This is a genomic window from Pseudomonas parafulva, assembly GCF_000800255.1.
GTDB classification, from domain to species: domain Bacteria; phylum Pseudomonadota; class Gammaproteobacteria; order Pseudomonadales; family Pseudomonadaceae; genus Aquipseudomonas; species Aquipseudomonas boreofloridensis.
In genome coordinates, this window is the sequence record NZ_CP009747.1 from 4040304 (window position 1) to 4064731 (window position 24428).

At 63.7% G+C, this 24428-nt stretch carries 21 protein-coding genes; 15 read left to right on the plus strand and 6 right to left on the minus strand.

Annotated features, from left to right (window positions below):
• The first annotated feature begins 6 nt into the window (after window positions 1–6).
• Genes lysA through NJ69_RS17675 form a run of 5 tightly spaced genes read left to right on the plus strand, consistent with a single transcriptional unit; the run spans window position 7 to window position 4404 of the window.
• Window positions 7–1254, plus strand: coding sequence for a diaminopimelate decarboxylase (gene lysA, locus NJ69_RS17655; protein ID WP_039581537.1), 1248 nt, complete (start codon window positions 7–9; stop codon window positions 1252–1254).
• Between the two features lie 4 nt (window positions 1255–1258).
• On the plus strand, window positions 1259–2089 hold the full coding sequence (gene dapF / locus NJ69_RS17660; protein WP_039581540.1) for a diaminopimelate epimerase: 831 nt from the start codon (window positions 1259–1261) through the stop codon (window positions 2087–2089).
• A gap of 13 nt (window positions 2090–2102) precedes the next feature.
• The gene (locus NJ69_RS17665; protein ID WP_039581543.1) at window positions 2103–2813 is read left to right on the plus strand and encodes a DUF484 family protein; all 711 of its coding nucleotides are present in this window, start codon (window positions 2103–2105) and stop codon (window positions 2811–2813) included.
• The gene (gene xerC / locus NJ69_RS17670) at window positions 2813–3712 is read left to right on the plus strand and encodes a tyrosine recombinase XerC (RefSeq protein WP_029612551.1); all 900 of its coding nucleotides are present in this window, start codon (window positions 2813–2815) and stop codon (window positions 3710–3712) included. The genes NJ69_RS17665 and xerC overlap by 1 nt, the downstream gene beginning before the upstream one ends.
• Window positions 3709–4404 carry an HAD family hydrolase gene (locus NJ69_RS17675; RefSeq protein WP_029612549.1) on the plus strand — a complete coding sequence of 232 codons (696 nt, stop codon included), beginning with the start codon at window positions 3709–3711 and terminating at the stop codon, window positions 4402–4404. The genes xerC and NJ69_RS17675 overlap by 4 nt, the downstream gene beginning before the upstream one ends.
• Before the next feature lie 66 nt (window positions 4405–4470).
• On the opposite strand, the gene sutA is transcribed toward NJ69_RS17675, so the two are convergent.
• The 3 genes from sutA to glnK form a co-directional block, all read right to left on the minus strand.
• Entirely contained in the window at window positions 4471–4800 is a 330-nt protein-coding gene (gene sutA / locus NJ69_RS17680) for a transcriptional regulator SutA (RefSeq protein WP_039581546.1), read from the minus strand.
• Window positions 4801–5236: 436 nt separating this feature from the next.
• Window positions 5237–6571 (minus strand): ammonium transporter, encoded by a 1335-nt coding sequence (locus tag NJ69_RS17685; RefSeq protein ID WP_039581549.1) that lies wholly within the window; start codon window positions 6569–6571, stop codon window positions 5237–5239.
• A gap of 49 nt (window positions 6572–6620) precedes the next feature.
• Window positions 6621–6959, minus strand: coding sequence for a P-II family nitrogen regulator (gene glnK, locus NJ69_RS17690; protein ID WP_002555808.1), 339 nt, complete (start codon window positions 6957–6959; stop codon window positions 6621–6623).
• A 410-nt stretch (window positions 6960–7369) separates the two neighbouring features.
• Between glnK and NJ69_RS17695 the strand changes: the two genes are divergently transcribed.
• A complete protein-coding gene (locus tag NJ69_RS17695) occupies window positions 7370–7633 on the plus strand; it encodes an accessory factor UbiK family protein (protein WP_029612547.1) in 264 nt (87 codons plus the stop codon).
• 384 nt (window positions 7634–8017) lie between these two features.
• Here NJ69_RS17695 and NJ69_RS22675 read toward each other — a convergent pair whose 3' ends face one another.
• Window positions 8018–8188 carry a hypothetical protein gene (locus tag NJ69_RS22675; protein ID WP_155290545.1) on the minus strand — a complete coding sequence of 57 codons (171 nt, stop codon included), beginning with the start codon at window positions 8186–8188 and terminating at the stop codon, window positions 8018–8020.
• A gap of 346 nt (window positions 8189–8534) precedes the next feature.
• Between NJ69_RS22675 and mgtA the strand changes: the two genes are divergently transcribed.
• From mgtA to NJ69_RS17735, 8 genes are all read left to right on the plus strand, one after another.
• Window positions 8535–11246 (plus strand): magnesium-translocating P-type ATPase, encoded by a 2712-nt coding sequence (gene mgtA, locus NJ69_RS17700; RefSeq protein WP_039581693.1) that lies wholly within the window; start codon window positions 8535–8537, stop codon window positions 11244–11246.
• A 647-nt stretch (window positions 11247–11893) separates the two neighbouring features.
• Window positions 11894–12943 (plus strand): hypothetical protein, encoded by a 1050-nt coding sequence (locus tag NJ69_RS17705; protein ID WP_039581695.1) that lies wholly within the window; start codon window positions 11894–11896, stop codon window positions 12941–12943.
• 112 nt (window positions 12944–13055) lie between these two features.
• Window positions 13056–15158, plus strand: coding sequence for an iron-containing redox enzyme family protein (locus NJ69_RS17710; RefSeq protein WP_039581697.1), 2103 nt, complete (start codon window positions 13056–13058; stop codon window positions 15156–15158).
• Complete coding sequence (locus tag NJ69_RS17715) at window positions 15155–16993, plus strand: carbamoyltransferase family protein (RefSeq protein WP_039581700.1); 1839 nt, start codon at window positions 15155–15157, stop codon at window positions 16991–16993. The genes NJ69_RS17710 and NJ69_RS17715 overlap by 4 nt, the downstream gene beginning before the upstream one ends.
• 142 nt (window positions 16994–17135) lie before the next feature.
• Window positions 17136–18092 carry a TauD/TfdA family dioxygenase gene (locus NJ69_RS17720; RefSeq protein ID WP_039581702.1) on the plus strand — a complete coding sequence of 319 codons (957 nt, stop codon included), beginning with the start codon at window positions 17136–17138 and terminating at the stop codon, window positions 18090–18092.
• 34 nt (window positions 18093–18126) lie between these two features.
• Window positions 18127–19383 (plus strand): ATP-grasp domain-containing protein, encoded by a 1257-nt coding sequence (locus tag NJ69_RS17725; RefSeq protein ID WP_039581705.1) that lies wholly within the window; start codon window positions 18127–18129, stop codon window positions 19381–19383.
• Complete coding sequence (locus NJ69_RS17730) at window positions 19380–20579, plus strand: ATP-grasp domain-containing protein (protein ID WP_039581708.1); 1200 nt, start codon at window positions 19380–19382, stop codon at window positions 20577–20579. The genes NJ69_RS17725 and NJ69_RS17730 overlap by 4 nt, the downstream gene beginning before the upstream one ends.
• A gap of 198 nt (window positions 20580–20777) precedes the next feature.
• Complete coding sequence (locus tag NJ69_RS17735) at window positions 20778–21404, plus strand: LysE family translocator (protein ID WP_039581711.1); 627 nt, start codon at window positions 20778–20780, stop codon at window positions 21402–21404.
• 234 nt (window positions 21405–21638) lie between these two features.
• Here NJ69_RS17735 and NJ69_RS17740 read toward each other — a convergent pair whose 3' ends face one another.
• Complete coding sequence (locus NJ69_RS17740; protein ID WP_039581714.1) at window positions 21639–22379, minus strand: zeta toxin family protein; 741 nt, start codon at window positions 22377–22379, stop codon at window positions 21639–21641.
• A complete protein-coding gene (locus NJ69_RS17745) occupies window positions 22366–22668 on the minus strand; it encodes a hypothetical protein (protein ID WP_240326927.1) in 303 nt (100 codons plus the stop codon). The genes NJ69_RS17740 and NJ69_RS17745 overlap by 14 nt, the downstream gene beginning before the upstream one ends.
• Window positions 22669–22875: 207 nt before the next feature.
• Here NJ69_RS17745 and NJ69_RS17750 point away from each other — a divergent pair, with 207 nt between their 5' ends.
• On the plus strand, window positions 22876–24363 hold the full coding sequence (locus NJ69_RS17750) for a YifB family Mg chelatase-like AAA ATPase (RefSeq protein ID WP_039581719.1): 1488 nt from the start codon (window positions 22876–22878) through the stop codon (window positions 24361–24363).
• The last annotated feature ends 65 nt before the right edge of the window (window positions 24364–24428 follow it).

Genomic DNA, 24428 nt, shown 5'->3' on the forward strand with positions numbered 1-24428 from the left:
AATCCCATGGACGCATTCAACTACCGCGGCGGCGAGTTGTTCGCCGAGGGCGTGGCCCTGTCGGCCATCGCCGAGCGCTTCGGCACCCCGACCTACGTCTATTCGCGCGCCCATATCGAGGCCCAGTACCGCAGCTACACCGACGCCCTGCAAGGGGTCGAGCACTTGGTGTGCTTCGCGGTCAAGGCCAACTCCAACCTGGGTGTGCTGAACCTGTTGGCGCGCCTGGGCGCAGGCTTCGACATCGTCTCCGGCGGCGAGCTGGAGCGCGTGCTGGCCGCAGGTGGACGCGCCGACCGCGTAGTGTTCTCCGGCGTCGGCAAGACCCGTGAAGACATGCGCCGCGCCTTGGAAGTGGGCGTGCACTGCTTCAACGTCGAATCCACCGACGAACTCGAGCGCCTGCAAACCGTGGCCGCCGAGATGGGCAAAGTGGCCCCGGTGTCGCTGCGGGTCAACCCGGACGTCGATGCGGGCACCCACCCGTACATCTCCACGGGCCTGAAGGAAAACAAGTTCGGCATCGCCATCGCCGATGCCGAAGCCCTCTACGTGCGCGCCGCACAACTGCCGAACCTGGACGTGGTCGGCGTCGACTGCCATATCGGCTCGCAGTTGACCACCGTCGATCCATTCCTCGACGCGCTGGATCGCCTGTTGGCCCTGGTCGATCGCCTGGCCGAGTGCGGCATCCACCTGCGTCACCTGGACCTGGGCGGCGGTGTCGGCGTGCGCTACCGCGACGAGCAGCCGCCGCAGGTGGCCGACTACCTGCAGGCCATCCGCGAGCGCGTCGGCGCGCGCGATCTGGCGCTGGTGTTCGAACCGGGCCGCTACATCGTCGCCAACGGCGGCGTATTGCTGACCCGCGTCGAGTACCTCAAGCACACCGAACACAAGGACTTCGCCATCATCGATGCGGCGATGAACGACCTGATTCGTCCGGCCCTGTACCAGGCCTGGATGGACGTCAGCGCCGTCAGCCCGCGCGAAGGCCAGACACGCGCCTACGACCTGGTCGGGCCCATCTGCGAAACCGGCGACTTCCTCGCCAAGGACCGTGCGCTGAACCTGGCCGAAGGCGATCTGCTGGCCGTGCGTTCGGCGGGCGCCTATGGTTTCGTCATGAGTTCGAACTACAACACCCGGGGCCGCTGCGCCGAGGTGCTGGTCGATGGCGACCAGGCCTTCGAAGTGCGCCGCCGCGAAACCATCGCTGAATTGTTCGCCGGCGAAAGCCTGCTGCCGGAGTGAACCCATGCTGCTGCGTTTTACCAAGATGCACGGACTGGGCAATGACTTCATGGTGCTCGACCTGGTCAGCCAGCATGCGCACATCCAGCCCAAGCACGCCAAGCAATGGGGCGACCGCCACACCGGCATCGGTTTCGACCAACTGCTGATCGTCGAGGCGCCGAGCAATCCGGAGGTGGACTTCCGCTACCGGATCTTCAACGCCGACGGCTCCGAAGTCGAACAATGCGGCAATGGCGCGCGCTGCTTCGCCCGTTTCGTGCTGGACAAGCGCCTGACGGCGAAGAAGCGCATCCGTGTCGAGACCAAAGGCGGCGTCATCGAGCTGGACATCCAGAACGATGGCCAGGTCTGCGTCGACATGGGGCCACCGCGCTTCGTGCCGGCCGACATCCCCTTCGTTGCCGACGAGCAGGCGCTCAGCTACCCGCTGCAGATCGATGGACAGGTTCATCAGATCGCCGCCGTGTCGATGGGTAACCCTCATTCGGTGCTGCGCGTCGATGACGTGCAGCGCGCACCGGTACACGAGCTGGGACCGAAGATCGAACATCATCCGCGCTTCCCGCAACGGGTGAACGCCGGCTTCCTCCAGGTTGTCGACCGTCACCGCGCCTACCTGCGCGTGTGGGAGCGCGGTGCTGGCGAGACCCAGGCCTGCGGCACCGGCGCCTGCGCCGCCGCCGTGGCCGCCATCGCGCAGGGCTGGATGGACTCGCCCGTGTGCATCGAGCTGCCGGGCGGACGCCTGAGCATCGAATGGGCAGGCCCGGGCCAGTCGGTACGCATGACCGGTCCCGCCGTGCGCGTCTACGAAGGACAGGTCCGTTTCTAAACGAGTATCCGCCATGACCGATCAGCCACAGGTTGTACCCGAGCAAGCCGCCGATCTCGACGCCGAGGCGGTGATCGCCTACCTGCGCGCCCACCCCACCTTCTTCGCCGAGCACGACGACCTGCTGGTCGAGCAACGCATCCCCCATCAGCGCGGCGACAGCGTATCGCTGGTGGAACGTCAGCTCACGCTGCTGCGCGAGCGCAACATCGAGATGCGCCATCGCCTGTCGCAACTGATGGACGTGGCCCGCGACAACGACCGACTGTTCGAAAAAACGCGTCGGCTGATTCTCGACCTGCTTGACGCCAACACCTTGGAAGAAGTGGTGATGGCGGTCGAAGACAGCCTGCGCCAGGAATTCCAGGTGCCCTTCGTCAGCCTGATCCTGTTCGGCGACAACGCCGCGCCCGTTGGTCGCTGGGTCAGCAGCGCCGAGGCGCAACAGGCCATCGGTGGGCTGCTGGGCAGCGGCAAGACGGTCAGCGGCAACCTGCGCGAGCATGAGCTGGCATTCCTGTTCGGCGACGAACAGCGCCTGGAGGTGGGCTCCAGTGCCGTGGCCTCGCTGGAGCACCAGGGGCTGCACGGGGTACTGGCCATCGGCAGTCGCGACCCGCAGCACTACAAGAGCAGCGTCGGCACCCTGTTCCTCACCTACATCGCCGAAATCCTCGGCCGCGTGGTTCCACGGGTGACGCAGACGCTGCGCTCGGTGCGCTGATGGAACGTGAGCTGGCGGCTTATTGCGCGCACCTGCGCAACGAGCGCCAGGTGTCCGAGCACACCCAACTCGCCTACCGGCGCGATCTGACCAAAGTGCTCGAGTTCTGCAATAACCAAGGCATCGCCAGTTGGAAGACCTTGCAGATCCAGCAGTTGCGTCAACTGGTGGCGCGTCTGCACCATCATGGCCAGTCCTCGACCAGCCTGGCGCGCCTGCTCTCGGCAGTGCGCGGGTTGTATCGCTACCTCAACCGCGAAGGATTGTGCGAGCACGACCCGGCCAACGGCCTGGCACCGCCCAAAGGCGAGCGCCGCCTGCCCAAGACCCTCGACACCGACCGCGCCCTGCAACTGCTCGACGGCGGCGTCGATGACGATTTCATCGCCCGCCGCGACCAGGCCATCCTCGAACTGTTCTATTCCTCGGGCTTGCGCCTGTCGGAGCTGACTCAGCTGGACCTGGAGCAACTCGACCTCGCTGGCGCGCTGGTGCAGGTCCACGGTAAAGGGGGCAAGGCGCGCGTGCTGCCGGTCGGGCGCAAGGCCCGCGAAGCCTTGCAAGCCTGGCTGAAGCTGCGCGGCATCAGCGCACCGCGTGACAGCGCGGTGTTCGTCACCCGCCAAGGCAAGCGCCTGGGCCAGCGGGCCATTCAGCTACGGGTCAAGGCAGCCGGCGAGCGCGAGTTGGGCCAGCACCTGCACCCGCACATGCTCCGCCATTCGTTCGCCAGTCATCTGCTGGAATCGTCCCAGGATTTGCGGGCGGTACAGGAAATGCTCGGCCACGCCGACATCAGTACCACGCAAATCTATACCCACCTGGACTTCCAGCACCTGGCCGCCGTCTACGACAGCGCCCACCCACGGGCCAAACGCAGCAAGGATAGCGACTCATGACCATCAAACTGATCACCTTCGACCTGGACGACACCTTGTGGGACACCGCGCCCGTGATCGCCAGCGCCGAAATCCTCTTGCGCGACTGGCTGGCTGCCAATGCCCCACGCCTGGGCAGCGTGCCGGTCGAACACCTGTTTGCCATCCGCGAACGCCTGGTCCAGGCCGAACCAGCGCTCAAGCACCGCATCAGTGCACTGCGCCGACGCGTGCTGTTCAACGCGCTGGCGGAAGTCGGCTACGCCCAAGAGCAGGCGCAGGCGCTGGCAGACGAAGCCTTCGAGGTGTTCCTGCAGGCCCGGCACCAGGTCGAGGTGTTCCCAGAAGTCGAGCCGGTATTGGAGATCCTGCGCCAGCACTATGTGCTGGGCGTCGTGACCAATGGCAACGCCGATGTGCGCCGCCTGGGCATCTCCGACTACTTCCGCTTTGCCCTGTGCGCCGAGGACCTGGGCGTGGGCAAGCCGGATCCGGCACCGTTTCTCGAAGCGCTCAAGCGCGGCGGGGTCGAGGCAGCGGCCGCAGTACACATCGGAGACCATCCGGGTGATGACATTTCCGGCGCCCAGCGCGCCGGCCTGCGCGCGGTGTGGTTCAACCCCCAGGGCAAGGACTGGACCGGCGAGCGCGCGCCGGACGCCGAGGTCCGGCAGCTGTCGCAGCTTCCCGAGGTGCTGGCGCGTTGGCGGTGAAGGCCTGCCTTTTCACCACCCACAAAAAAGCCCGCAGCGACGGCGGGCTCTTTCGCACTCAGCCACTCAGATAGGGCGGCTGCCGTACTTGTTGTCCGGCTTCTTGGGCGGATCGGCGACCACGTTGGCCTCCACTTCCTGCACCTTGCCACCACGCGCCAGGAACTCTTCCATGGCCCGGGCCAGCGCATCGCGCTCTTTCTGCTTGGCCTCCAGGCTCGGCATCTCGTCTACAGAGACAGCGGCCTTGGATTTGCCCTTGGCCGCCGGCGCCGGACTGCTGTCGTCGTCGCCGGCATCTTCGGCACCGTCGTCGGCCGCCGTTTCGAGGGCCTCGTCACCCTCTTCGTCGTCGCCGACTTCGAGGTCATCGTTTTCCAGATCGTCGTCGCTCATGTTCTACCTCATGACTTGCGAAAAGCAGATTAGTTATGGCCCAGTGATGCCGTAGACCGGCAGCCACCGGTGAAAATTCCACCGACCGTGGATTGGCCACGGCCTGGAGTATGCGCTGCGTACAGGGAGCGCTTGCCAGCAGGTTCCGGCCTAAGGCCAGCACTGGCGAAATCTTCGGCGGGGGCCGATGGCCTTGCGCTATGAGCCAGCCTAGCAAAGCTGGCACCGACGTGCGCAGGGCGCCTCGAAGGCCCCCTCCGGCGCGCATTCTAGCGCGCCGGGAGAAAAAGCAAAGCTCCATCAATACCCGTCATTTTGTAAGTATTCGCCCTACGTCACGAACGTGTCGGGTAAACCGTTTGCCCCAAGGCGAAACAGTAAAAATCAGGCAAAAAAATGCCCGGACGAGCCGGGCAAGTTTTTTATCGCGTGGCGATTACAGGTTGTAACCACGCTCGTTGTGCTGAGCCAGGTCGAGACCGACCGACTCTTCTTCTTCGTTGACCCGCAGCCCCATCACCGCGTCCAGTACCTTGAGAATCACGTAGGTGACGATGGCGGTATAGGCCACAGTGAAGATCACGCCCTTGGCCTGAACCCAGACCTGCGCACCGATATCGGTGACCGTGCCGAAGCCGCCCAGCGCAGGTGCCGCGAACACACCGGTGAGAATCGCGCCGACGATGCCGCCCACGCCATGCACGCCGAAGGCATCGAGCGAGTCGTCATAGCCCAGCTTGCGTTTGAGGCTGGTGGCGCAGAAGTAGCAGATCACACCGGACGCCAGGCCGATCACCAGAGCGCCCATCGGACCTACCGTGCCCGCCGCCGGGGTGATGGCGACCAGACCCGCGACCACACCCGACGCGATGCCCAGCGCACTCGGTTTACCATGACCGATCCACTCGGCGAACATCCAGCTCAGCGCGGCGGCGGCGGTGGCGATCTGGGTCACCAGCATGGCCATGCCGGCGGTACCGTTGGCGGCCGCGGCGGAGCCTGCGTTGAAGCCGAACCAGCCGATCCACAGCATGGCCGCACCGACCAGGGTGTAGCCCAGGTTGTGCGGGGCCATCGGCGTGGTCGGATAGCCCTTGCGCTTGCCCAGCACCACGCAGGCCACCAGGCCCGCGACACCGGCGTTGATGTGCACCACGGTGCCGCCAGCGAAGTCCAGCACGCCCCAGTCCCACATCAGCGCACCGTCACCGCTCCAGACCATGTGCGCGATCGGCGCATAGACCAGGGTGAACCACACGCCCATGAACACCAGCATGGCGGAGAACTTCATGCGCTCGGCGAAGGCGCCGACGATCAGCGCTGGGGTGATGATGGCGAAGGTCATCTGGAAGGTGATGAACACCGCCTCGGGGAACAGCGCAGTGGCCGAGGTCAGGCCCGATGGCGTGACGCCCGCGAGGAAGGCCTTGGAGAAGCCCCCGATGAAGGAATTGAAGTTGAGCACGCCCTTTTCCATACCGGCGGTATCGAAGGCGATGCTGTAACCGTAGACGACCCACAGGATGCTGATCAGACCGGTGATGGCAAAGCACTGCATCATCACCGACAGCAGGTTCTTGGAGCGCACCATGCCACCGTAGAACAGGGCCAGGCCCGGGATGGTCATGAACAGTACCAGCGCGGTGGCGGTGAGCATCCAGGCGGTGTCGCCGGAGTTCAGCACCGGGGCGGCGGCTTCGTCTGCCAAGGCCAGGCCAGGCATGACGAGGGACAATAGGGCTCCTAGCCCTGCGATCTTGCGCAGAGTCATTTGTTTTCTCCTGGGGCGTGTTGGGTTTGGTGAGGCGGTGTTGCGTCGCTTAGATCGCGTCGGTATCGGTCTCGCCGGTACGGATGCGGATGGCCTGCTCCAGATTCACCACGAAGATCTTGCCGTCACCGATCTTGCCGGTGTTGGCAGCCTTGGTAATGGCTTCGATCACCCGGTCCAGGTCCTTGTCGTCGATGGCGACATCGATTTTGACCTTGGGCAGGAAATCGACCACGTACTCGGCACCACGGTACAGCTCGGTATGGCCCTTCTGCCGGCCGAAGCCCTTGACTTCGGTCACGGTGATGCCCTGCACGCCGATTTCCGACAGCGACTCGCGCACGTCGTCCAGCTTGAACGGCTTGATGATGGCAGTGACTAGCTTCATGAAACTCTTCTCCCGATTTGGTGGACTTGCCCCAGGAAAACAAACCCGTCTCAAGTCTAAGCGCAGCGCCTGGCTTTGTAACGCGTCGTTGGTTTCCTTCCCCCCTCCGACGCACGCTTCGGTGGGTGACGTGAGACCTAGCGATTGCGCCTGCACACTGCCCGATCACTCAGGACGTCATCAGTGCATGGCTTGCGAGAGCCATTGCAGAAACCTTGCCATTTCTCAAAAAGCTCGGAATTACAGGCCATTACGTTATCGCTCGAGGATTGGCCTAAGGCCATCAGGGAAGAAGACGCACAATTCCGGTGCATCCAACCCCTACATGCTGCGCAAAAAGTGTGCATCCAGCCGTTCCGGGGCACCGTGCTACACTGCCAACCCTTCCCTCTTGATGGACAGCCTGCCCCATGCTCGCGCCCAAAGCCCTCCTCGATGCCCTGAGCGACCAGGCCTCGCGCCTGTTCAGCGGCGATACCGCGCAGCCGCGCGCCGAACTCGAAAGCCAGTTCAAGGCCCTGATGCAGAGCACCTTCAGCAAGCTGGACCTGGTCAGCCGAGAAGAATTCGACAGCCAGATGGTGGTGTTGGCCCGTACCCGTGCCCGCCTTGAAGCACTGGAAAAGCAGGTGGCCGACCTCGAGGCCCGCCTGGCGCCTTCAGCGGACCACTGAGCCCCCAGTTGGCAGAGCCTGCACGGTGCAATGCCGCCTGCAGGCCGAGCCTATGAAGAATGCTTTCCTACACACTCAATATCGCTTTCGACAAGATGAAAGTTATTTAACGACCCCCTCTGCGATTGACTTCGATACTACCCTTGAATAAAGTTCGCTCGCCTTGGGAAAAGGCCCTTACTCCACTCAATGAAGCATTCAATGGACACAGTATCTAGTCGCTGCCTGATCGGCGCCCCACGGGCCGGTCAGGCACTGAAATCGGAACACCGGTCCCGACACCTGGATCGGGCACGCCGCGCCAGAGCCTGACGCTCCGCCGTGACTTGCCTCGCCCGGTGCCCGCCGGTCGGAGGCAAGCTCATGACCCTCACCTCGTTCGTTTCACATCGCCTGCACGCCTGCCTGGCCGCGCTGCATGCGCGCACCCGCAGGCCACTCGCCGCGAGGCTTGAAGACGTTCCCACGGCCGCTGCACGCGGCCCGCAACTGCGCGCCATATGGCAGGCCCATCCTGGCCACGGAAAACTCCAGTTGCGCCTGCACTGGAGCCATGACGCCCCTCAGGAACCTCCGAGTCGCAGCGGGCCGATGGCCTGGTTTCGCGCCTGCCTGAGGCCCTCGAACTTCATCTGAAAACCGTATTTAAACGGCCAGTTCCGTGCAAACTTTTTTAATTTAAAAGTTTGAGGGTTCCTTATTGCCTGAATTATTTGAACGAGGACACACCCATGGACTGCGCGAGTAGAAAGTTCGCTGCCGGATCAACTTCCGACCCTCGGCAGCGAACAGACAACCGTCGGAAAAACCTGGTTTTTTCATGCGACCCGACATACCGCCGTTCACCCCGTGAGTGAAACGTCTGTGTGGCGTGCCGCCGCAGCGGCAGGAGCACAGCAACATGACCGCCAAATACCGCAATACCCCGTCGGCCAAGGCCGAGCGCGAAACCCGCCTGTCCACCCAGGCCGCCCGTGAGGCGCACCATGGACTGGCCGTCACGCTGGCCAACCTCGACACCAGCGAGTTGGGCCTGACCGAGCACGAAGCCGCCAAGCGCCTGCAGCGCGACGGTGCCAACCAAGTGGCCCAGGACCGTCAGGCACCCGCCGTGGTGCAACTGCTCAAGGCCCTGAACAACCCCTTCATCTATGTCCTGCTGACCCTCGCCGCGATCAGCTTCGTCACCGACTACTGGCTGCCGATCCGTGCCGGCGAAGGGGACGACGCCGACCTGACCAAGGTCATCATCATCATGACCATGGTCAGCGTCAGCAGCCTGCTGCGCTTCTGGCAGGAGTACCGCTCGAACAAGGCCGCCGATGCGCTCAAGGCGATGGTTCGCACCACCGCCACGGTGCTGCGCCGCGAACGCTTCGGCCAGGCACCGGCCCTGCGTGAAGTGCCCATGAACGAATTGGTGGTCGGCGATCTGGTACAGCTCTCGGCGGGCGATATGATCCCCGCCGACGTGCGCCTGCTCGAATCGCGTGACTTGTTCATCAGCCAGGCGGTACTGACCGGCGAGGCGCTGCCGGTGGAGAAGTACGACACCCTCGGCCACGTCGCGCAGAAATCCGCCGAAGACGCTGGCGACGCCGACAGCCCGCTGGAGCTGTCGAACATCTGCTTCATGGGCACCAATGTGGTCAGCGGCCGGGCTCGTGCGGTGGTGCTGGCCACGGGCAAGCGCACTTATTTCGGCTCCCTGGCCAAGGCCATCGCCGGGTCGCGCACCCAGACCGCCTTCGATCGCGGGGTGAACAGCGTCAGCGCACTGCTGATCCGCTTCATGCTGGTGATGGTGCCGGTGGTGTTCATGATCAACGGCCTGGTCAAGGGTGATTGGGGCGATGCCTTCCTCTTCGCCCTGGCCGTGGCGGTGGGTCTCACTCCGGAAATGCTGCCGATGATCGTCAGCGCAAACCTGGCCAAGGGCGCGGTCGCCATGGCCCGACGCAAAGTGGTGGTCAAGCGCCTGAACGCCATCCAGAACTTCGGCTCCATGGATGTGCTGTGCACCGACAAGACCGGTACCCTCACCCAGGACCGCATCATTCTCGAGCACCACGTTCGCCTCGACGGTCAGCGCGACCGTCGTGTGCTGGAGCTGGCTTGGCTCAACAGCTACCACCAGAGCGGTATCCGCAACCTGATGGACCAGGCGGTGCTGTATTTCGCCGGCCAGGACCACGCCTTCGAGGCGCCGCGCAGCTACACCAAGATCGATGAGTTGCCGTTCGACTTCATTCGCCGGCGCCTGTCGGTGGTGGTGAAGAACGTCCTGGGCCAGCACCTGATGGTGAGCAAGGGCGCGGTCGAGGAAATGCTCGCCATCGCCACCCATGTCCAGGAAGGCGATGACGTGGTGGCACTCGATCCTCTGCGCCGCCAGCGCCTGCTCGACAGCGCCGACGCGTTCAACCGCGATGGCTTCCGCGTGCTGGTGGTCGCCACCCGGCACATTCCCCCTACCGAAGAAAAGGCGCAGTACCACACCGACGACGAGTGCGACCTGGTGATCCAGGGTTTCCTCACCTTCCTCGATCCCCCCAAGGAAACCGCCGGCCCCGCCATCGCCGCGCTGCGTGATAGGGGCGTGCAGGTCAAAGTGCTGACCGGCGACAACCCGGTGGTCACCTGCAAAGTCTGCCGTGAAGTGGGCCTCGATCCCGGCCTGCCACTGTTGGGTCGCGACATCGAACGCATGGACGACACCACCCTGGCTATCCAGGTCGAAGCCCGCACCGTGTTCGCCAAGCTCACCCCGCTGCAGAAATCACGGGTGCTCAAGGCCCTGCAGGCCAACGGTCACACCGTCGGTTTCCTGGGTGACGGCATCAACGATGCCCCGGCCCTGCGTGACGCCGATGTGGGGATTTCGGTGGACAGCGGCACCGATATCGCCAAGGAGTCGGCCGACATCATCCTTCTGGAAAAAAGCCTGATGGTGCTCGAGGAAGGCGTGGTACAAGGCCGCGAAACCTTCGGCAACATCATGAAGTACCTGTGCATGACCGCCAGCTCCAACTTCGGCAACGTGTTCTCGGTGCTGGTGGCCAGCGCCTTCATCCCGTTCCTGCCGATGCTGGCGATTCATCTGCTGCTGCAGAACCTGATGTACGACTTCTCCCAGCTAGCGCTGCCGTGGGACCGCATGGACAAGGAGTTCCTGCGCCAGCCACGCAAGTGGGATGCCGGCAACATCGGCCGCTTCATGCTGTGGATAGGGCCGACCTCGTCGATCTTCGACATCACCACCTTCGCCCTGATGTGGTACGTGTTTGCCGCCAATAGCGTCGAAATGCAGGCGCTGTTCCAGTCCGGCTGGTTCATCGAGGGCCTGCTGTCGCAAACGCTGGTGGTGCACATGCTGCGCACCCGCAAGGTGCCGTTCTTCCAGAGCACCGCAGCGCTACCGGTGCTACTGGCCACCGGTGCAGTGATGGCCTTGGGCATCTACCTGCCGTTCTCGCCGGTGGGCGCGATGGTGGGACTCGTACCGCTGCCGTGGGAATACTTCCCTTGGCTGGCCGCCACGCTGCTGGGCTACTGCGTGGTGGCTCAGGGCATGAAGACTTTGTACATCCGCCGGTTCGGCCAGTGGTTCTAGGTGCTACCTGAAACCCCTTGAAGCGCGGTAAGGCACTATTGAAAGCCGCCCGGCACCTCATTGATCCCAGTTCCTTGAGCGTGCTCGGCGGTTTTTGTCTTATCTGGCCTAGACCACCCGTTCGTTCGAATCCTGCACATCGTTCACCGGGTAAGTGCATCATCTGAAAACATGATCATTTGAATAGTTCGACATCCAACTGGACAGCTTCTGATAATGCGGTTCATGAAAAACCACATGACACGCTGAAATTGAACCGTTCATCGTATTGACAGACAACGACCGTCACTTATACTCGACCGCATTGAGCATCACGTCGGCTGGAGCCGACTATAAGAACAAGGATGACAACAATGTTGATGCACGGCTGCGCACGCATGTGCCCAGCGCCTCGCGCGCTCTCTATAAGCCTTCACGGCAATCATAATAAAAGCTTCTACTGTCCTCAGACGTTCACCTCTTAGCTCCCTGCCCTTTATTAACATGCCTGCAACACTGACTTGCCGAGCCGGCTAACGGCGCTCGTCAATCCGTTTTGCTCGTCATGTGCACATGACCGTTGCTCTAAACACGCACGCGGCTTGTATTCGCCTGCACGAAAGTTTCTTAAATAACGGACGTTGTTAGTTCAATGGAGTGAATTTACCGTGTTCAAAAGACGCAAGCCCGTTGCCCTCGACCATCCAGATCTCGAGCGCGTGAAGTTGACACCGCAGATGCTCGATTACGACCGTTTCGCCAATCGTGGTCGCTCACAGTATCTGCCCTACGTCATGAGTTTCAATGCAGCCGACTATCAATCGCCCAGCATCCATACCGACCGACTGGGGTTTCGCATCGCCCATGATCGAAACGGCAGGCCGGTGAGCGCCGGCACGCTCGACGAGTGCCCGGCCGACATCGTCAACCTACTGGTAGGCGCCTCTCCCGCCTTGGGCTACGGGGCTTCCAGCGATGCAGCGAGTGTCGCCAGCCGGCTCGCGCACCACGACCCCGACGGCATTCCCTGGCTCAATTTCGCCGGGCATTGTTTCAATGCGACGCAGGAGCTGATGCTGTTCATGCTGCATCGGCATCGCCTGCCCAAGATCCGCAGAATCGTGGTGCTGGGCGGCTTCAACACCCTGGTCATGGCGCGCTTGCCCGAGTTCATTCGCGGTGAACTTCCACCCTTCTATTTCTGCGGCGATTATTACGAGAAGTTCGACGAGATCGCCGAAGCACATGGGGCATCTCTGCCGCCAGCGAAACTTCCAAAGTGGCCCACCGAAACCACAGCGGTCCCACCTGTCGGGGAAACACTGAGTCGTGCCACGGCAGAAACGGCGCGCTGCCTGGCGACATGGAAAAGTCTGGCCCAGGCACACGGCGCGGAACTGTCTTTTCTCATGCAACCGCTGGCCACTTGGGTGCGTTCTCCGTGCGCTGAAGAAAAGCGATTGTTTGACGAACTTGATCAGATCTCAAAACTCGGCACGTGGTCGCAATTATACGGTGATATATCCGACCCCACAGTCGCCGATCACTATTCCGATTATCTGGCCTCGGCGTGCCACACATTGGACCTGCCATTCACCAACTTGGTGCATGGCCTCAGGTCGCGACCGGCGAATGAATGGTTGTTTGTCGACCGCGCGCACTTCACCGATACCGGAAATGACGTCGTGGCGCAGGCCATTCAGCAACATCTGAACTAACAGGAAAGGAATCGATCATGTTCAAACGGATTCGACAGGCATTCAGCGCGCTCTTCAAGCGCAAGAAGAAGACCAAGAAAAAGAACAATTCCTCCATTTATCCGATGCACTGATGAACAGCGCCAGAACCGTGTTTTGCGCCCTGCTCAGCGCCGAATCGGGCGAGCAGGCTCGGCAAACCTTCTCGCCTGCCGACCTGCGCGCGTTGCTGCGCGACGTCCCGGTTGGCCAGGCAATGACCAACGACTGGCGCTGCCCCCAAGCGCTGGAAACGTTGGCACAGGAGACGGCCGACCGCGTGCAACGCTTGGCCAGGCCGTGGCGCGCTTTGTGCGCACGCCTGGAGACCGACGAACGTGCCGTACTCAGGGCCAAGGCCGTGCGCGAGGCCGCACCCTTGCTGGTTGGCAGCCAACACTTGCTGCACAGCGTCTGTGCCAGTTGGAACAACGAATCGTCCTATGCCATGGCGGTGTTGAGTATTCATGCAGCCGATGTCGGCAAAGGGCTGGCCGGCGCTGGACGCCTGCCACGCTACGCCGAACTGCTGCGTGAACTCGGACCTTCGGAAAACGGCATCGACCCTCTGCGCATCGGCGAGGATGAAAGCCTTTGCCCGGGCGCTTTCAACCTGGCGGCGATGCTGCTGGTGATGGGCCATTTCCCCGAATCGCTGTTGCCACAGATCCTTGGCGTCAACTTGTACCTGCGCCACGCCGGCCTGCTGCCGATGTTCGCGTTCATCGCCCAGCCCTCGCCCGCCACGTCCTTTCTCGACTTGCGCCGGGACCCGAGCGAACCGAACTGTGACTTGGCCGTGCTGGCCGGGACCGCAGTCTGCGACTTCCTGGCCCAGGCCGACGCCAGCGCCGAACAGGCGGTTGCCCAAGGTTATGCCTGGGCGCGCTGGCAGGTCGAAACGGCCCACAGCGCGCTGCTCGAGGTGCTCGAACGCTGGCTCGATCCCCGGGAAGCGGCACGGGATGTGATCAGGCGGCGACGCCCAGAGGCGTGTCAGTACCACGACAGCACCCGCTTGGCGGGCGTTCCGATGAAACCTATGCTGCAGACAGACGACGCGCTGCTACTGCTCGACCATCTGGCCAATAGCGCCTACGTTCGCCCAGGCGACCCCCACCGCAGTCCGCTGCTGAACGCATTGATCTCGCCCCGCGGCAAGATGTTTCGGATCTTCAGCCCCGACGACGTACTGATCCTGCAACGCTGGATCGCCGGACTGCCCTACGCCCAGGCCCCCAGCCCAGAACCTGCGCACCTGCACTGGAAGGACGACGGCCTGCTGCAGCGTGCCTTGTGCGTCGATGAGCGAGGCTCGGTCCTCTGCACTACCGTGCCCCCCCGCCAACGCTATACGCGCTGGCTTCACGTCGAACTCACCCCTGCAGAAGAGCAGCAGACTCGCGACTATGTGAACCGCTGGCTGGTCAGGTCTGCCAGAGCCCTGTCCAAGGGGCGCTGCCCACTGCCTGAGCGCTGGGCGCCCGGCGCACTGCGCCAGTGGCTGCAGCTCCAGCATGTGGCCGCCAATGCCACGCTGGATCCGGACGAGGCAGTGCCCACACGCGAAGAGGTGGTCGCCGACATTCTCGCCCTGGCCCCACTGACCATGATCGACGGTGCCTGGCTAGCAGGCTTCGCCCACCCTTCCTTAGCCAGTTCAGGGTTTGCCAGCCGATTGTTCGAAACCTTCTACGACGAACTCGGCAACGGTGTCCTGACGCAGAACCACCCGGTGATCTATCGCCAGTTATTGCGCGCCGTGCACGGCGAACTGCCGGCGACAGCCAGTGCCGACTACGCCGCCGCCGATTGCTTTACCGATCAGGATTTCGACCTGCCGCTGCTGTGGCTTGCGATCGGCCGCTATCCGCAACGCTACTGCGCGGAAATTCTCGGCCTCAACCTGGCGATGGAACTGTCTGGCGTAGGGGGCGGCTACCGGCGCACGCACAAGGCCTTACGCGCCTATGGCTACCCCACCTTGTTCGTCGACCTGCACAACGCCATCGATAACATCGCGACCGGGCACAGCGCTTGGGCGGTCGCCAGCCTCGACACCTACCTCAGTGCTTTTGGCGCAACCGATCGAGAGGCCTTGTGGACACGCGTCCGCGTTGGCTTCGCCGCACTCAACCCCCCCAGGGAGGACACCATGCTGGACAAGTTCAAGGAACGAATGAGGTCGCTGCTATGACCTGCACGCTCGGCATTTCCGCTTTCTACCACGACAGCGCCGCCACCCTGGTGGTCGATGGCCACATCGTGGCGGCCGCCCAGGAAGAACGCTTCAGCCGTATTCGACACGATCCCGGATTTCCCACCCAGGCCATCGCGTTCGTGCTGGCCGAGGCGGGGCTGTCCCTGGCGCAGGTCGACCATGTGGCGTATTACGAAGACCCTGCGCTGAAATTCCGTCGGGTGCTGTCCACCGCGGCCGTCGCCGGGTTTTCCTCGGCAGCGACCTACGCCCCCGTACTCAGTGATTGGTTCAAGACCAAGCGCCGCATGGACCGCCAGGTACAGCGGCATCTGCAGGAGATGGGCGATCGCCAGGGACGCGTGATCGAGGTTCATGGCCATCATCAATCCCACGCGGCCTCGGCGTTCTTTCCCAGCCCGTTCGAACGGGCGGCAGTGTTGTGCATCGACAGCGTCGGCGAATGGGCCACTACCACGCTGTGGCACGGCACGCCAGAAGGGCTGAAACAGGTTGCCGAGCTCGAATTTCCCCACTCGCTCGGACTGCTCTACTCCGCGTTCACCTACTTCTGCGGATTCAAGGTGGACTCGGGCGAGTACAAGTTGATGGGCCTGGCCCCTTACGGCAAGCCGGTGCACGCCGATCGAATCCTGGCCGAGTTGATCGACGTCAAGCCTGACGGCAGCTTCCGCCTGGACTGGAGCAAGTTCGAGTTCATCGGTGGCGAGGTGATGACGGGGGAGGCGTTCGAACGCCTGTTCGGCGGACCTCGTCGCCTGCCGGAAGCGCCGTTGACCGAACGCGAGTTCGACCTCGCCGCCTCTGTGCAGAAAGTCACCGAATTGGTGGTGTCGCGCCTGGCGCAGACGGCGAGGGATCTGACTGGCGAGCGCAATCTGTGCATGGCTGGCGGGGTGGCACTGAACTGCGTGGCCAATGGCGTGGTGTCTCGGCAACGGACCTTCGATCGCCTGTGGATTCAGCCGGCGGCAGGGGATGCCGGAGGCTCGTTGGGCGCTGCGCTGCTGAGCGATCGCCGTGCCAGAAAGGTTCACGTGCGCGAATTGCCCAAAGGCGTGGACGGCATGAAGGGCGCGCTGCTGGGACCTGAATACAGCGACGCGCAGATCAAGGCCGAGCTCGACCTGTGCGGTGCGGTGTACCAGCAGTTGGATGACGAAGCGTTCGACCATCGGCTGATCCTCAGCATGGAGGAAGGCGGCGTGGTCGGCTGGTTCCAGGGGCGCATGGAGTTCGGTCCGCGCTCGCTGGGCAACCGCTCGATACTCGGCGACCCGCGCCGCGCCGACACCCAATCCACCATGAACCTGCGCATAAAGTTTCGCGAGTCTTTCCGGCCGTTTGCGCCGGTGGTGCTCGCCGAGCAGGCTTCGGAATACTTCGACATCGTCGAAGAAAGCCCTTACATGCTGGTGGTCTCGCCGGTCGCACAAGCCGTGCGCCGCAGCGTACCCGCCGCCCAAGCGGCACTCAGCGGCATCGACCTGCTCAAGGTGGTGCGCAGCAGCCTGCCGGCCATTACCCATGTGGACTTCTCGGCACGCGTGCAGACCGTGGACCGCGAGCGTAATCCGCGTTTCCGCGCGCTGCTGGAGCGCTTCGATCGCCGGACCGGCTGCCCGGTGCTGGTCAACACCTCCTTCAACGTGCGCGGCGAGCCCATCGTCAACACACCCGCGCAGGCCTACCGCTGCTTCATGCGCACCAACATGGACGTGCTGGCGATCGGCAATTTCTACCTGGAGAAAACCCAGCAACCGCACTTCGAAGAAGCCGTCGACTGGCGCGAGACCGTGCCGCTGGATTGAGTCGTTCAACCACTAGGGAAGGTGTATCCATGAGTTACGTCATCGTGTCTCTGTTGTCGCTGTTCGGCCCATTCATCCGTCGCGGCGCGCGTTTTGCACACCGGCCCGACCCACGCGCGGCCTCCTACCTGAAGCGCCTGCCATGAGTCTCATGGCCCTGGATGTGCACCAGGCCTCGGTGATCAACACGCTGAGAGTGCCAGGCTATGACCGGCAAGTGCTGGCGCAGTGTCGGCAACGCCTGGGCACAGCGCCGCACCGTGCCGAGGACGTCGGCAACGTCGGCGCGCAATGGCTGCGTTCGACATTGGCCAGTGATGTGCTGCAGGCCATCGCCGCGTTTCCCGGCAGCGGCTACAAAGCCTTGTTGCTGCGTGGGATCGAGCTCAGTACCGAGGTACGCTCGCCCTGCGACGGGTTCCTGCCCGACGCCGAGTGCGTACTGGACTTCGATCTGCTGCATTTCGGCATGCTCGAACTGCTCGGCGTGCGTTGTCATGCCGTGGAATACGAGAACCACGGCAAGTTGGTACGCAACGTCGTGCCCGTACCACAGGCCGTCGGCACCACCAGCTCATGGGGCGCGGATGTCGACTTTTCCTGGCACACCGACAATCCCAACTGGCCGTTCGGCGACCAAGCGCTGGATGTCGCCCGCAGCGTACCCAACTACCTGGCCTTCACAGCGGTGCGCAACCAGGAGCAGGCGTCGACCGACATCGTCTGCATCGACCATGTACTGGCGCAACTGCCGAGCTTGGCCATCGAGCACCTGAGCGAATCGAGCTACGTCTTCGGTGCACCGGCCTCGAACGAAGGGTTCGACGGCGAACACCGCGTGATGCCGATTCTGGAACGCAGTGCCGAGGGCTATCGACTGCGCTTCGACGACGGCATCGTCAGCGCCCAGAGCCCCCACGCAGAGACCGCGCTGGCGCAGTTGCGCGCGGTGCTCGGCCAGGTTCGCGGCATCGAGCTGGTGCTGCAGCCCGGAGATTTCTTCATCTTCAAGAACACCCGTGTGCTGCATCGGCGCAGGGCTTTCAAACCTCTGCCCGATGGCCAGGCGCGCTGGTTGCGCCGGGTCTACGGCAACTGATCCCACTCCATCCTCACTCGAACAGGAAGTTTGCATGAACAAGCGTATTGCAGTCATTGGTGGTCGTCCTGCCCCGATTCACGGCGCCAAGGCCCTGGGTATCGATGTCGTGCTGGTGCACCAGCCAGGCGATTACGAAGACGACATCCTCAGCCACTGCGAACAGGTGGTGCACGCGCCGCTGGACGACGCGGCAGCGATCATCAAGGTGCTCGAGCCGCTGCACCGCGAGCGCCCCTTCGCGCGCATCATCACCACCACCGAAGTGGCGGGTGAGTCGACCGGCAAGGTCGTCGATCATTTCCAGCTCACCGGCGTGTCGTACAAGACGGCCCACCTGCTCAAGGACAAGGTGGCCATGCGCAAGCTGCTGGCCGAGCATGACCTCAGCCCGGTCGCCTACCGTCATGTGACCTGCGCGCAGGACGCCATCGACTTCGTGGCCGAGCACGGCCGGTCGGTGCTCAAGCCTGCCGAAGGCGTCGCCAGCCTGCACATCCACCCCTGCTTCGACGCCGACACTGCTACCCAGGCCTGGCAAGCGCTCAAGCACGCCGAGGTGCGACACATCATCATCGAGGAGTACCTCGATGGCCCAGTGGTCAGCGTCGACTCGTTCTCCTTCGCCGGGCGTCACCTGCCCATCGGCTACTCGCAGTACCGCATGAATGACAAATACGTGGAGTGGGAAGTCAGCACCCCCAGCACCGACGCCGCGAAATGGCTGCCGGAGCTCATGGACATGACCTGCCGTCTGCTCGATGCCGTGGAACTGGTGGAAGGTCCGTCGCACAGCGAGTTCGTGCTCACCGACAAAGGCCCACGGGTGCTGGAGTCGCACGCACGTCTGGCCGGTTCCGGGGCCCCGGAACTGGTGCGCCGCGCATTCGGCCTGGACCTGAACCGGATGTTCCTGACCGTGCCGCTGGGCATCGACGAACTGCCACTGCAATCGCCCCAGCCCAAAGCCGGCGCTGCGATCCAGTTCTTCGTGCCGACTCCGGGCACGGTGCGCAAGGTCGAGCTCGACCTCAAACCCGATGTCGATGTCCGTCACACCCGCCCCGGCGAGACCCCACGCGTGTTCCTGCCCTTCCTGTTCGAGCTGGGCGAGGCGCAACAGGCGGTGGTCATTCAGAAACACGAAGGCGACACGATACCGGCCCTGGATACGGTCGCCGACTGCGTGTCGGGCTATGTGCTGGCCACCGGCAGCTCACGCGAGGATGCCGTGCGCATCGGCGATGAATTGGTGCAGGCGGTGCACTTCATCATGGAGCCCAAGGCATGAGCTACGTGCTCTGCCTGCACCGGTGGGTGGGGCGCCAGGCACTCTACGAGCGTTATGGCCTTGAGCCGGGCATGCAGATCCGCGCGATCTGCACGGCCGAATCCGCGCAGTCGCTGCCCGAGGATCGGCTGGCCTCGATCTCGACGCTGGAATCGCTGGACGATGCCACTGCGGTGATTGCCGAGGCGCAGCGGCTGATCGAGCTGCACGGTGTCCCGCATCGGGTGGTTGCGCTCAACGAAGGCGACCTGCTCAACGCTGCGGCGATCCGCGAACGATGGGGCGTGCCAGGCGACCCCTGCGCCTGGATCGAGCGCTTTCGCGACAAGCTGACCATGCTCGAGGTCGCCGCCCGACAGGCGGCGATCGCGATCCTGCCCGCGGTGAGCGCCGAAGACCCGCAGGCGGTACAGCGGTTGCTGGCCGAGCACGGCTATCCATTGGTGCTCAAGCCACGATGCGGTACCGCCAGCCGCGGTGTGCGGATCCTGCGCCAAGCGCAAGACCTGAGGCTGCTGCAAGCGCCGCACGCCGAGCCGATGATGGTTCAGGCGTTCTGCGCAGCGCCGATCCTGCACGTGGATGGTTGGTGGGACGGCGAGCGGATCGTCGTCCTGACCGCCTCGCGATACGTCAACAGCTGTGCCGACTTCGGGCCGGACAGCGCGCTAGGCAGCATCGAACTGGACGCGGACGAACACGAGCGCGCTATCGCCGAGCAGGTGGCGGCGCTGCTCGCGGTCTTCGCAGGCCAACGCGAGATCGTCTTCCACCTCGAATTGTTCGACGATGGTCAGACCTTGCGTTTCCTGGAGATCGGCGCACGCGTCGGCGGCGCGGAGATTCCATTTCTGTGGCGCGAGGTGCGTGACATCGACTTGGTCGGCATTGCCTGGGAGCTGCAGACCGAGGCCTGTAGCCGTCAGCGCGATCATGCCCGCACCCGCAGCCGCGACGGGCGACCGCTGCACGGCGAGCGCGGTGCCTGGGTGATCGGCCGCCGGGAAAGCCCCTTGCGCACCGAGCTGAGTACGCTGTACTGGGCGCAGGAGGCGCTGCCCGCCGGTGTGCCCAGCGGGGTCTACGAGGGCGCCCGCACTCGTCTGCGGCTGCGCAGCTTCGACCGTCCGGCGCTGGTGCGGGATGTGGAGCGCATCTTCGAGCATCTGGCACAGACCTGGAGTGCCTCGGCATGACCGCTCGCGGCATGCCGCACACCGGCACTGTCAGCGTGCAGATGAGCGCCACTGTCGCTGGCGACTCGGCGCATGTCACTATCGACGTCTCAAAGGCGCCCGTCCTCGGTCGGGCGCTGGCAGGGACAGCCCGTGGACGCTGGTGGCCGGCGCAAGACCGGCCCTAGCGCACGCTTAACTTTTGCAGGAGCAATTCCGATGCCAGTGGAAAACTTGATAGGCGTGGCGATCATCGCCTTGGGCATGGTCCTGACGCCTGGCCCTAACATGGTCTACCTCACCTCCAGAGCGATCTCCCAAGGACGCCTGGCCGGCATGATCTCGCTCGCCGGCGTAGCGCTCGGCTTCATCTGCTACCTGGTCGCCTCCGGGCTTGGCCTGTCCGCGTTGTTCAAGGCCGTGCCGATGGCCTACGACGTGGTACGCATCGCCGGGGCCTTCTACCTGGGCTACCTGGCGTGGAACATGATCCGCGGCTCCTCGCCCTTCGAGGCGCGCGAACTGCCCCCTCATTCACCGCGCAAGCTGTTCACCATGGGCCTGGTGACCAACCTGCTCAATCCCAAGATCGCCTTGATGTACTCGGCCCTGATCCCTCAGTTCATCAATCCCGCTGCTGGGTCGACCCTGCAGCAGTACATGCAGTTGGGGCTGGTACAGATCAGCATCGCCGTGACCGTCAATGGCCTGATCGTGCTGGCGGCGGCGCGGGTCAGCCGCTTCCTGACCGCGCGGCCGAAAGCCATGCGTGCCCAGCGCTGGGTATCCGGTGGGGTGCTCGGTGCTTTCGCCATCGACATCCTGATGCGCAAGCCACTGGACTGAACCGGTTGCCCGCCGGCAGGCGCTGGCGGGTACTGGCCACCTTCAGCGGCCCCCGGCCACCGGCACGATGGTCCCTGTGACATAGCTGGCGGGCGATCGCCGCACCGATCCCGCGGCTGCCGCCCGTCACCACTGCCAAGCCATTCATGTCGACATCCTAATCCGGAGGAGAAAATCGAGGATGCTGTCACTGTAGGTCAAGAACGCTGGCGGTGGCGCAACATCCAGCTACCATTAGCTCGCGTCGCTCGTGACCTCATCTACGTAGGCCTGCATGAACCAATCAGGCTGGTCCTCAACCTTGTATTCAAGGCTGGTGCCGTCGGTGATCTCGGCCAACCAGACAGAGTGCTCACCCGAGTTATCGAAGATGTAAGCACGGTTGGACGCTGCTACTGCCTCCGGCAGTAGCTTGAGTGAACGGTGGAAACGCTGAACGATCTTGTCAGCCGGGACGTTGTGTCCACCATCGTCTACACGGTTAGCCACGCGGTTTATGTTGATGCTTGGGTCGTCAGTGGCCACGAAGTAGAGGTAGGTGCGATAACCCAGTTCCTGCGCACGGCGCATGAAGGCGACCTTGTCTTGCGACGACATCACCGTCTCGAACGTGAAGCTCACACGTTCCTCCACGAGTTTCTGCCGGATGAAATCAGCAATTACCGAGGCGTGATACGAATTGAAGTCGAGGCGGCGAACGTCGATGCGCGGGCCGTCCATGTCGAACAATGCAGCCTGACCTTCAAGACGCTCTTTCAAGATCAAGTCGTGGGTGGCAAAGAAGGCTCGAACGTGATCGGCGGTCGCCTTAACTTTGAATGGACTGAGATCGACAAAGCCGTCTGCCTTCGCGGCCTTTTCGATCTCGTCTGCGTTCACGTAGGTATCGATCAGATTGGCCGGAACTTGCTCTTTGATGGTGCTCTTGCCCGAACCATTCGGCCCCGCAAAGACGCGTAGCCTAGGCGTTAGCACTTGAACCTACTCGGTGGACCTGGATGGCCTGACCGACACTCACTTTGCGGCGAGGCCTGGAATTACCGACGACCGTCTCGGATCCATCGGCCTTGGACTCAACGAGATAGCTGCCCTGCACCGTCATGACGGTATGTCCGGCCGCAAGCGCTCGCAAGAAGGCCATACGCGTTGCACCTGCTGCGACTGCAGGAATCTCACCTTCGAGATGTTGAATCTCCTTTTCGGTAAGGCGCTTTGTACTCGACATACCTTTCTCCTGAGGGGAAATGGACAGAGACTCGCTCATTCTAGCCACCTCGCGCTTCTTTCTAAAGCATCAAACCGGTCGATCGCGAAAGCTTTCGGCAATCATGCAGGTACCCCGGCGCAAGCATGGCTCATGGCTCGCTTGTCGCAAAACCCCGTCTCACTCTTTCCCTGGCCACACCCAATCCCACCACTATCCTTGCCCCCAGCCGCAGGACGCGGCGTCCCCAGCGATCAAGGAGTGTCCATGTCCCTCGCCCTTGTCCACAGCCGCGCCCAGGTCGGGGTGCTGGCGCCGGCGGTCAGCGTCGAAACCCATCTGGCCAACGGCCTGCCCAACCTCACCCTGGTGGGCTTGCCCGAGGCCACGGTCAAGGAAAGCAAGGACCGGGTGCGCAGCGCCATCGTCAACTCCGGGCTGGAGTATCCCGCGCGGCGCATCACCCAGAGTCTTGCCCCGGCCGATCTGCCCAAGGACGGCGGGCGCTACGACCTGGCCATCGCCCTGGGCATTCTCGCCGCCAACGGGCAGGTGCCGGTAGCCACCCTGGCCGACTTCGAATGCCTGGGCGAGTTGGCGCTTTCAGGGGCGCTGCGGCCGGTCCAGGGCGTGTTGCCGGCGGCGCTGGCCGCGCGCGAAGCCGGGCGGGCGCTGGTGGTGCCGCGTGAGAACGCCGAGGAAGCGAGCCTGGCGGGCGGTCTGGTGGTGTATGCCGTCGCGCATCTGCAGGAACTGGTCGCGCACCTCAACGGCCAGGTGCCGCTGCCGACCTATGCGGCCAACGGGCTGACCCTGCGCACGCGGCCCTACCCAGACCTCAGCGAAGTGCAGGGGCAGGTCGCTGCCAAGCGCGCCCTGCTGGTGGCCGCCGCCGGAGCGCACAACCTGCTGTTCACCGGCCCGCCCGGCACCGGCAAGACGCTTCTGGCCAGTCGCCTGCCCGGTTTGCTGCCGCCCCTGGACGAGCACGAGGCGCTCGAGGTGGCGGCGATCCAGTCGGTCAGCGGCAAGACGCCGCTGGACTGCTGGCCGCAAAGACCCTTTCGCCATCCGCACCACTCGGCGTCCGGCCCGGCGCTAGTGGGCGGAGGCAGCAGGCCACAGCCCGGCGAAATCACCCTGGCCCACCATGGGGTGCTGTTTCTCGACGAGTTGCCGGAATTCGAGCGGCGGGTGCTGGAAGTGCTGCGCGAGCCGTTGGAGTCTGGAGAGATCGTGGTATCGCGGGCCAGAGACCGGGTGCGCTTTCCAGCACGCTTTCAACTGGTGGCAGCGATGAATCCCTGCCCCTGTGGCTATCTGGGCGACCCGGCAGCGCGCTGTCGTTGCAGCCCGGAACAGATCCAGCGCTACCGCAACAAACTCTCTGGTCCCCTGCTCGACCGTATCGACCTGCACCTGACCGTGGCGCGCGAGAGCACCACCCTCAGCCACCAGGCCAGCGGCGAAGGCAGCGCCAGCGTCGCCGCCGTGGTCGCCGAATGCCGCGAACGCCAGCAGCGGCGCCAGGGCTGCGCCAATGCGTTTCTCACCTTGCCGGGCCTGCGTCAGCACTGTGCATTGAACAGCGCCGACATGACCTGGCTGGAGAACGCTTGCGAACGGCTCAACCTGTCGCTACGCGCGGCCCACCGGCTGCTCAAGGTGGCGCGAACCCTGGCCGACCTCGAACAGGCCGAGCGTATCGAACGCGCGCACCTGGCCGAGGCTCTGCAGTATCGGCCGGGTAGTTAGCGGTAGGCCATTGGTCAAGCCGACGCTCCAGGCACTGATAGCGCCCGCCAGCGTGGGCACCTTGA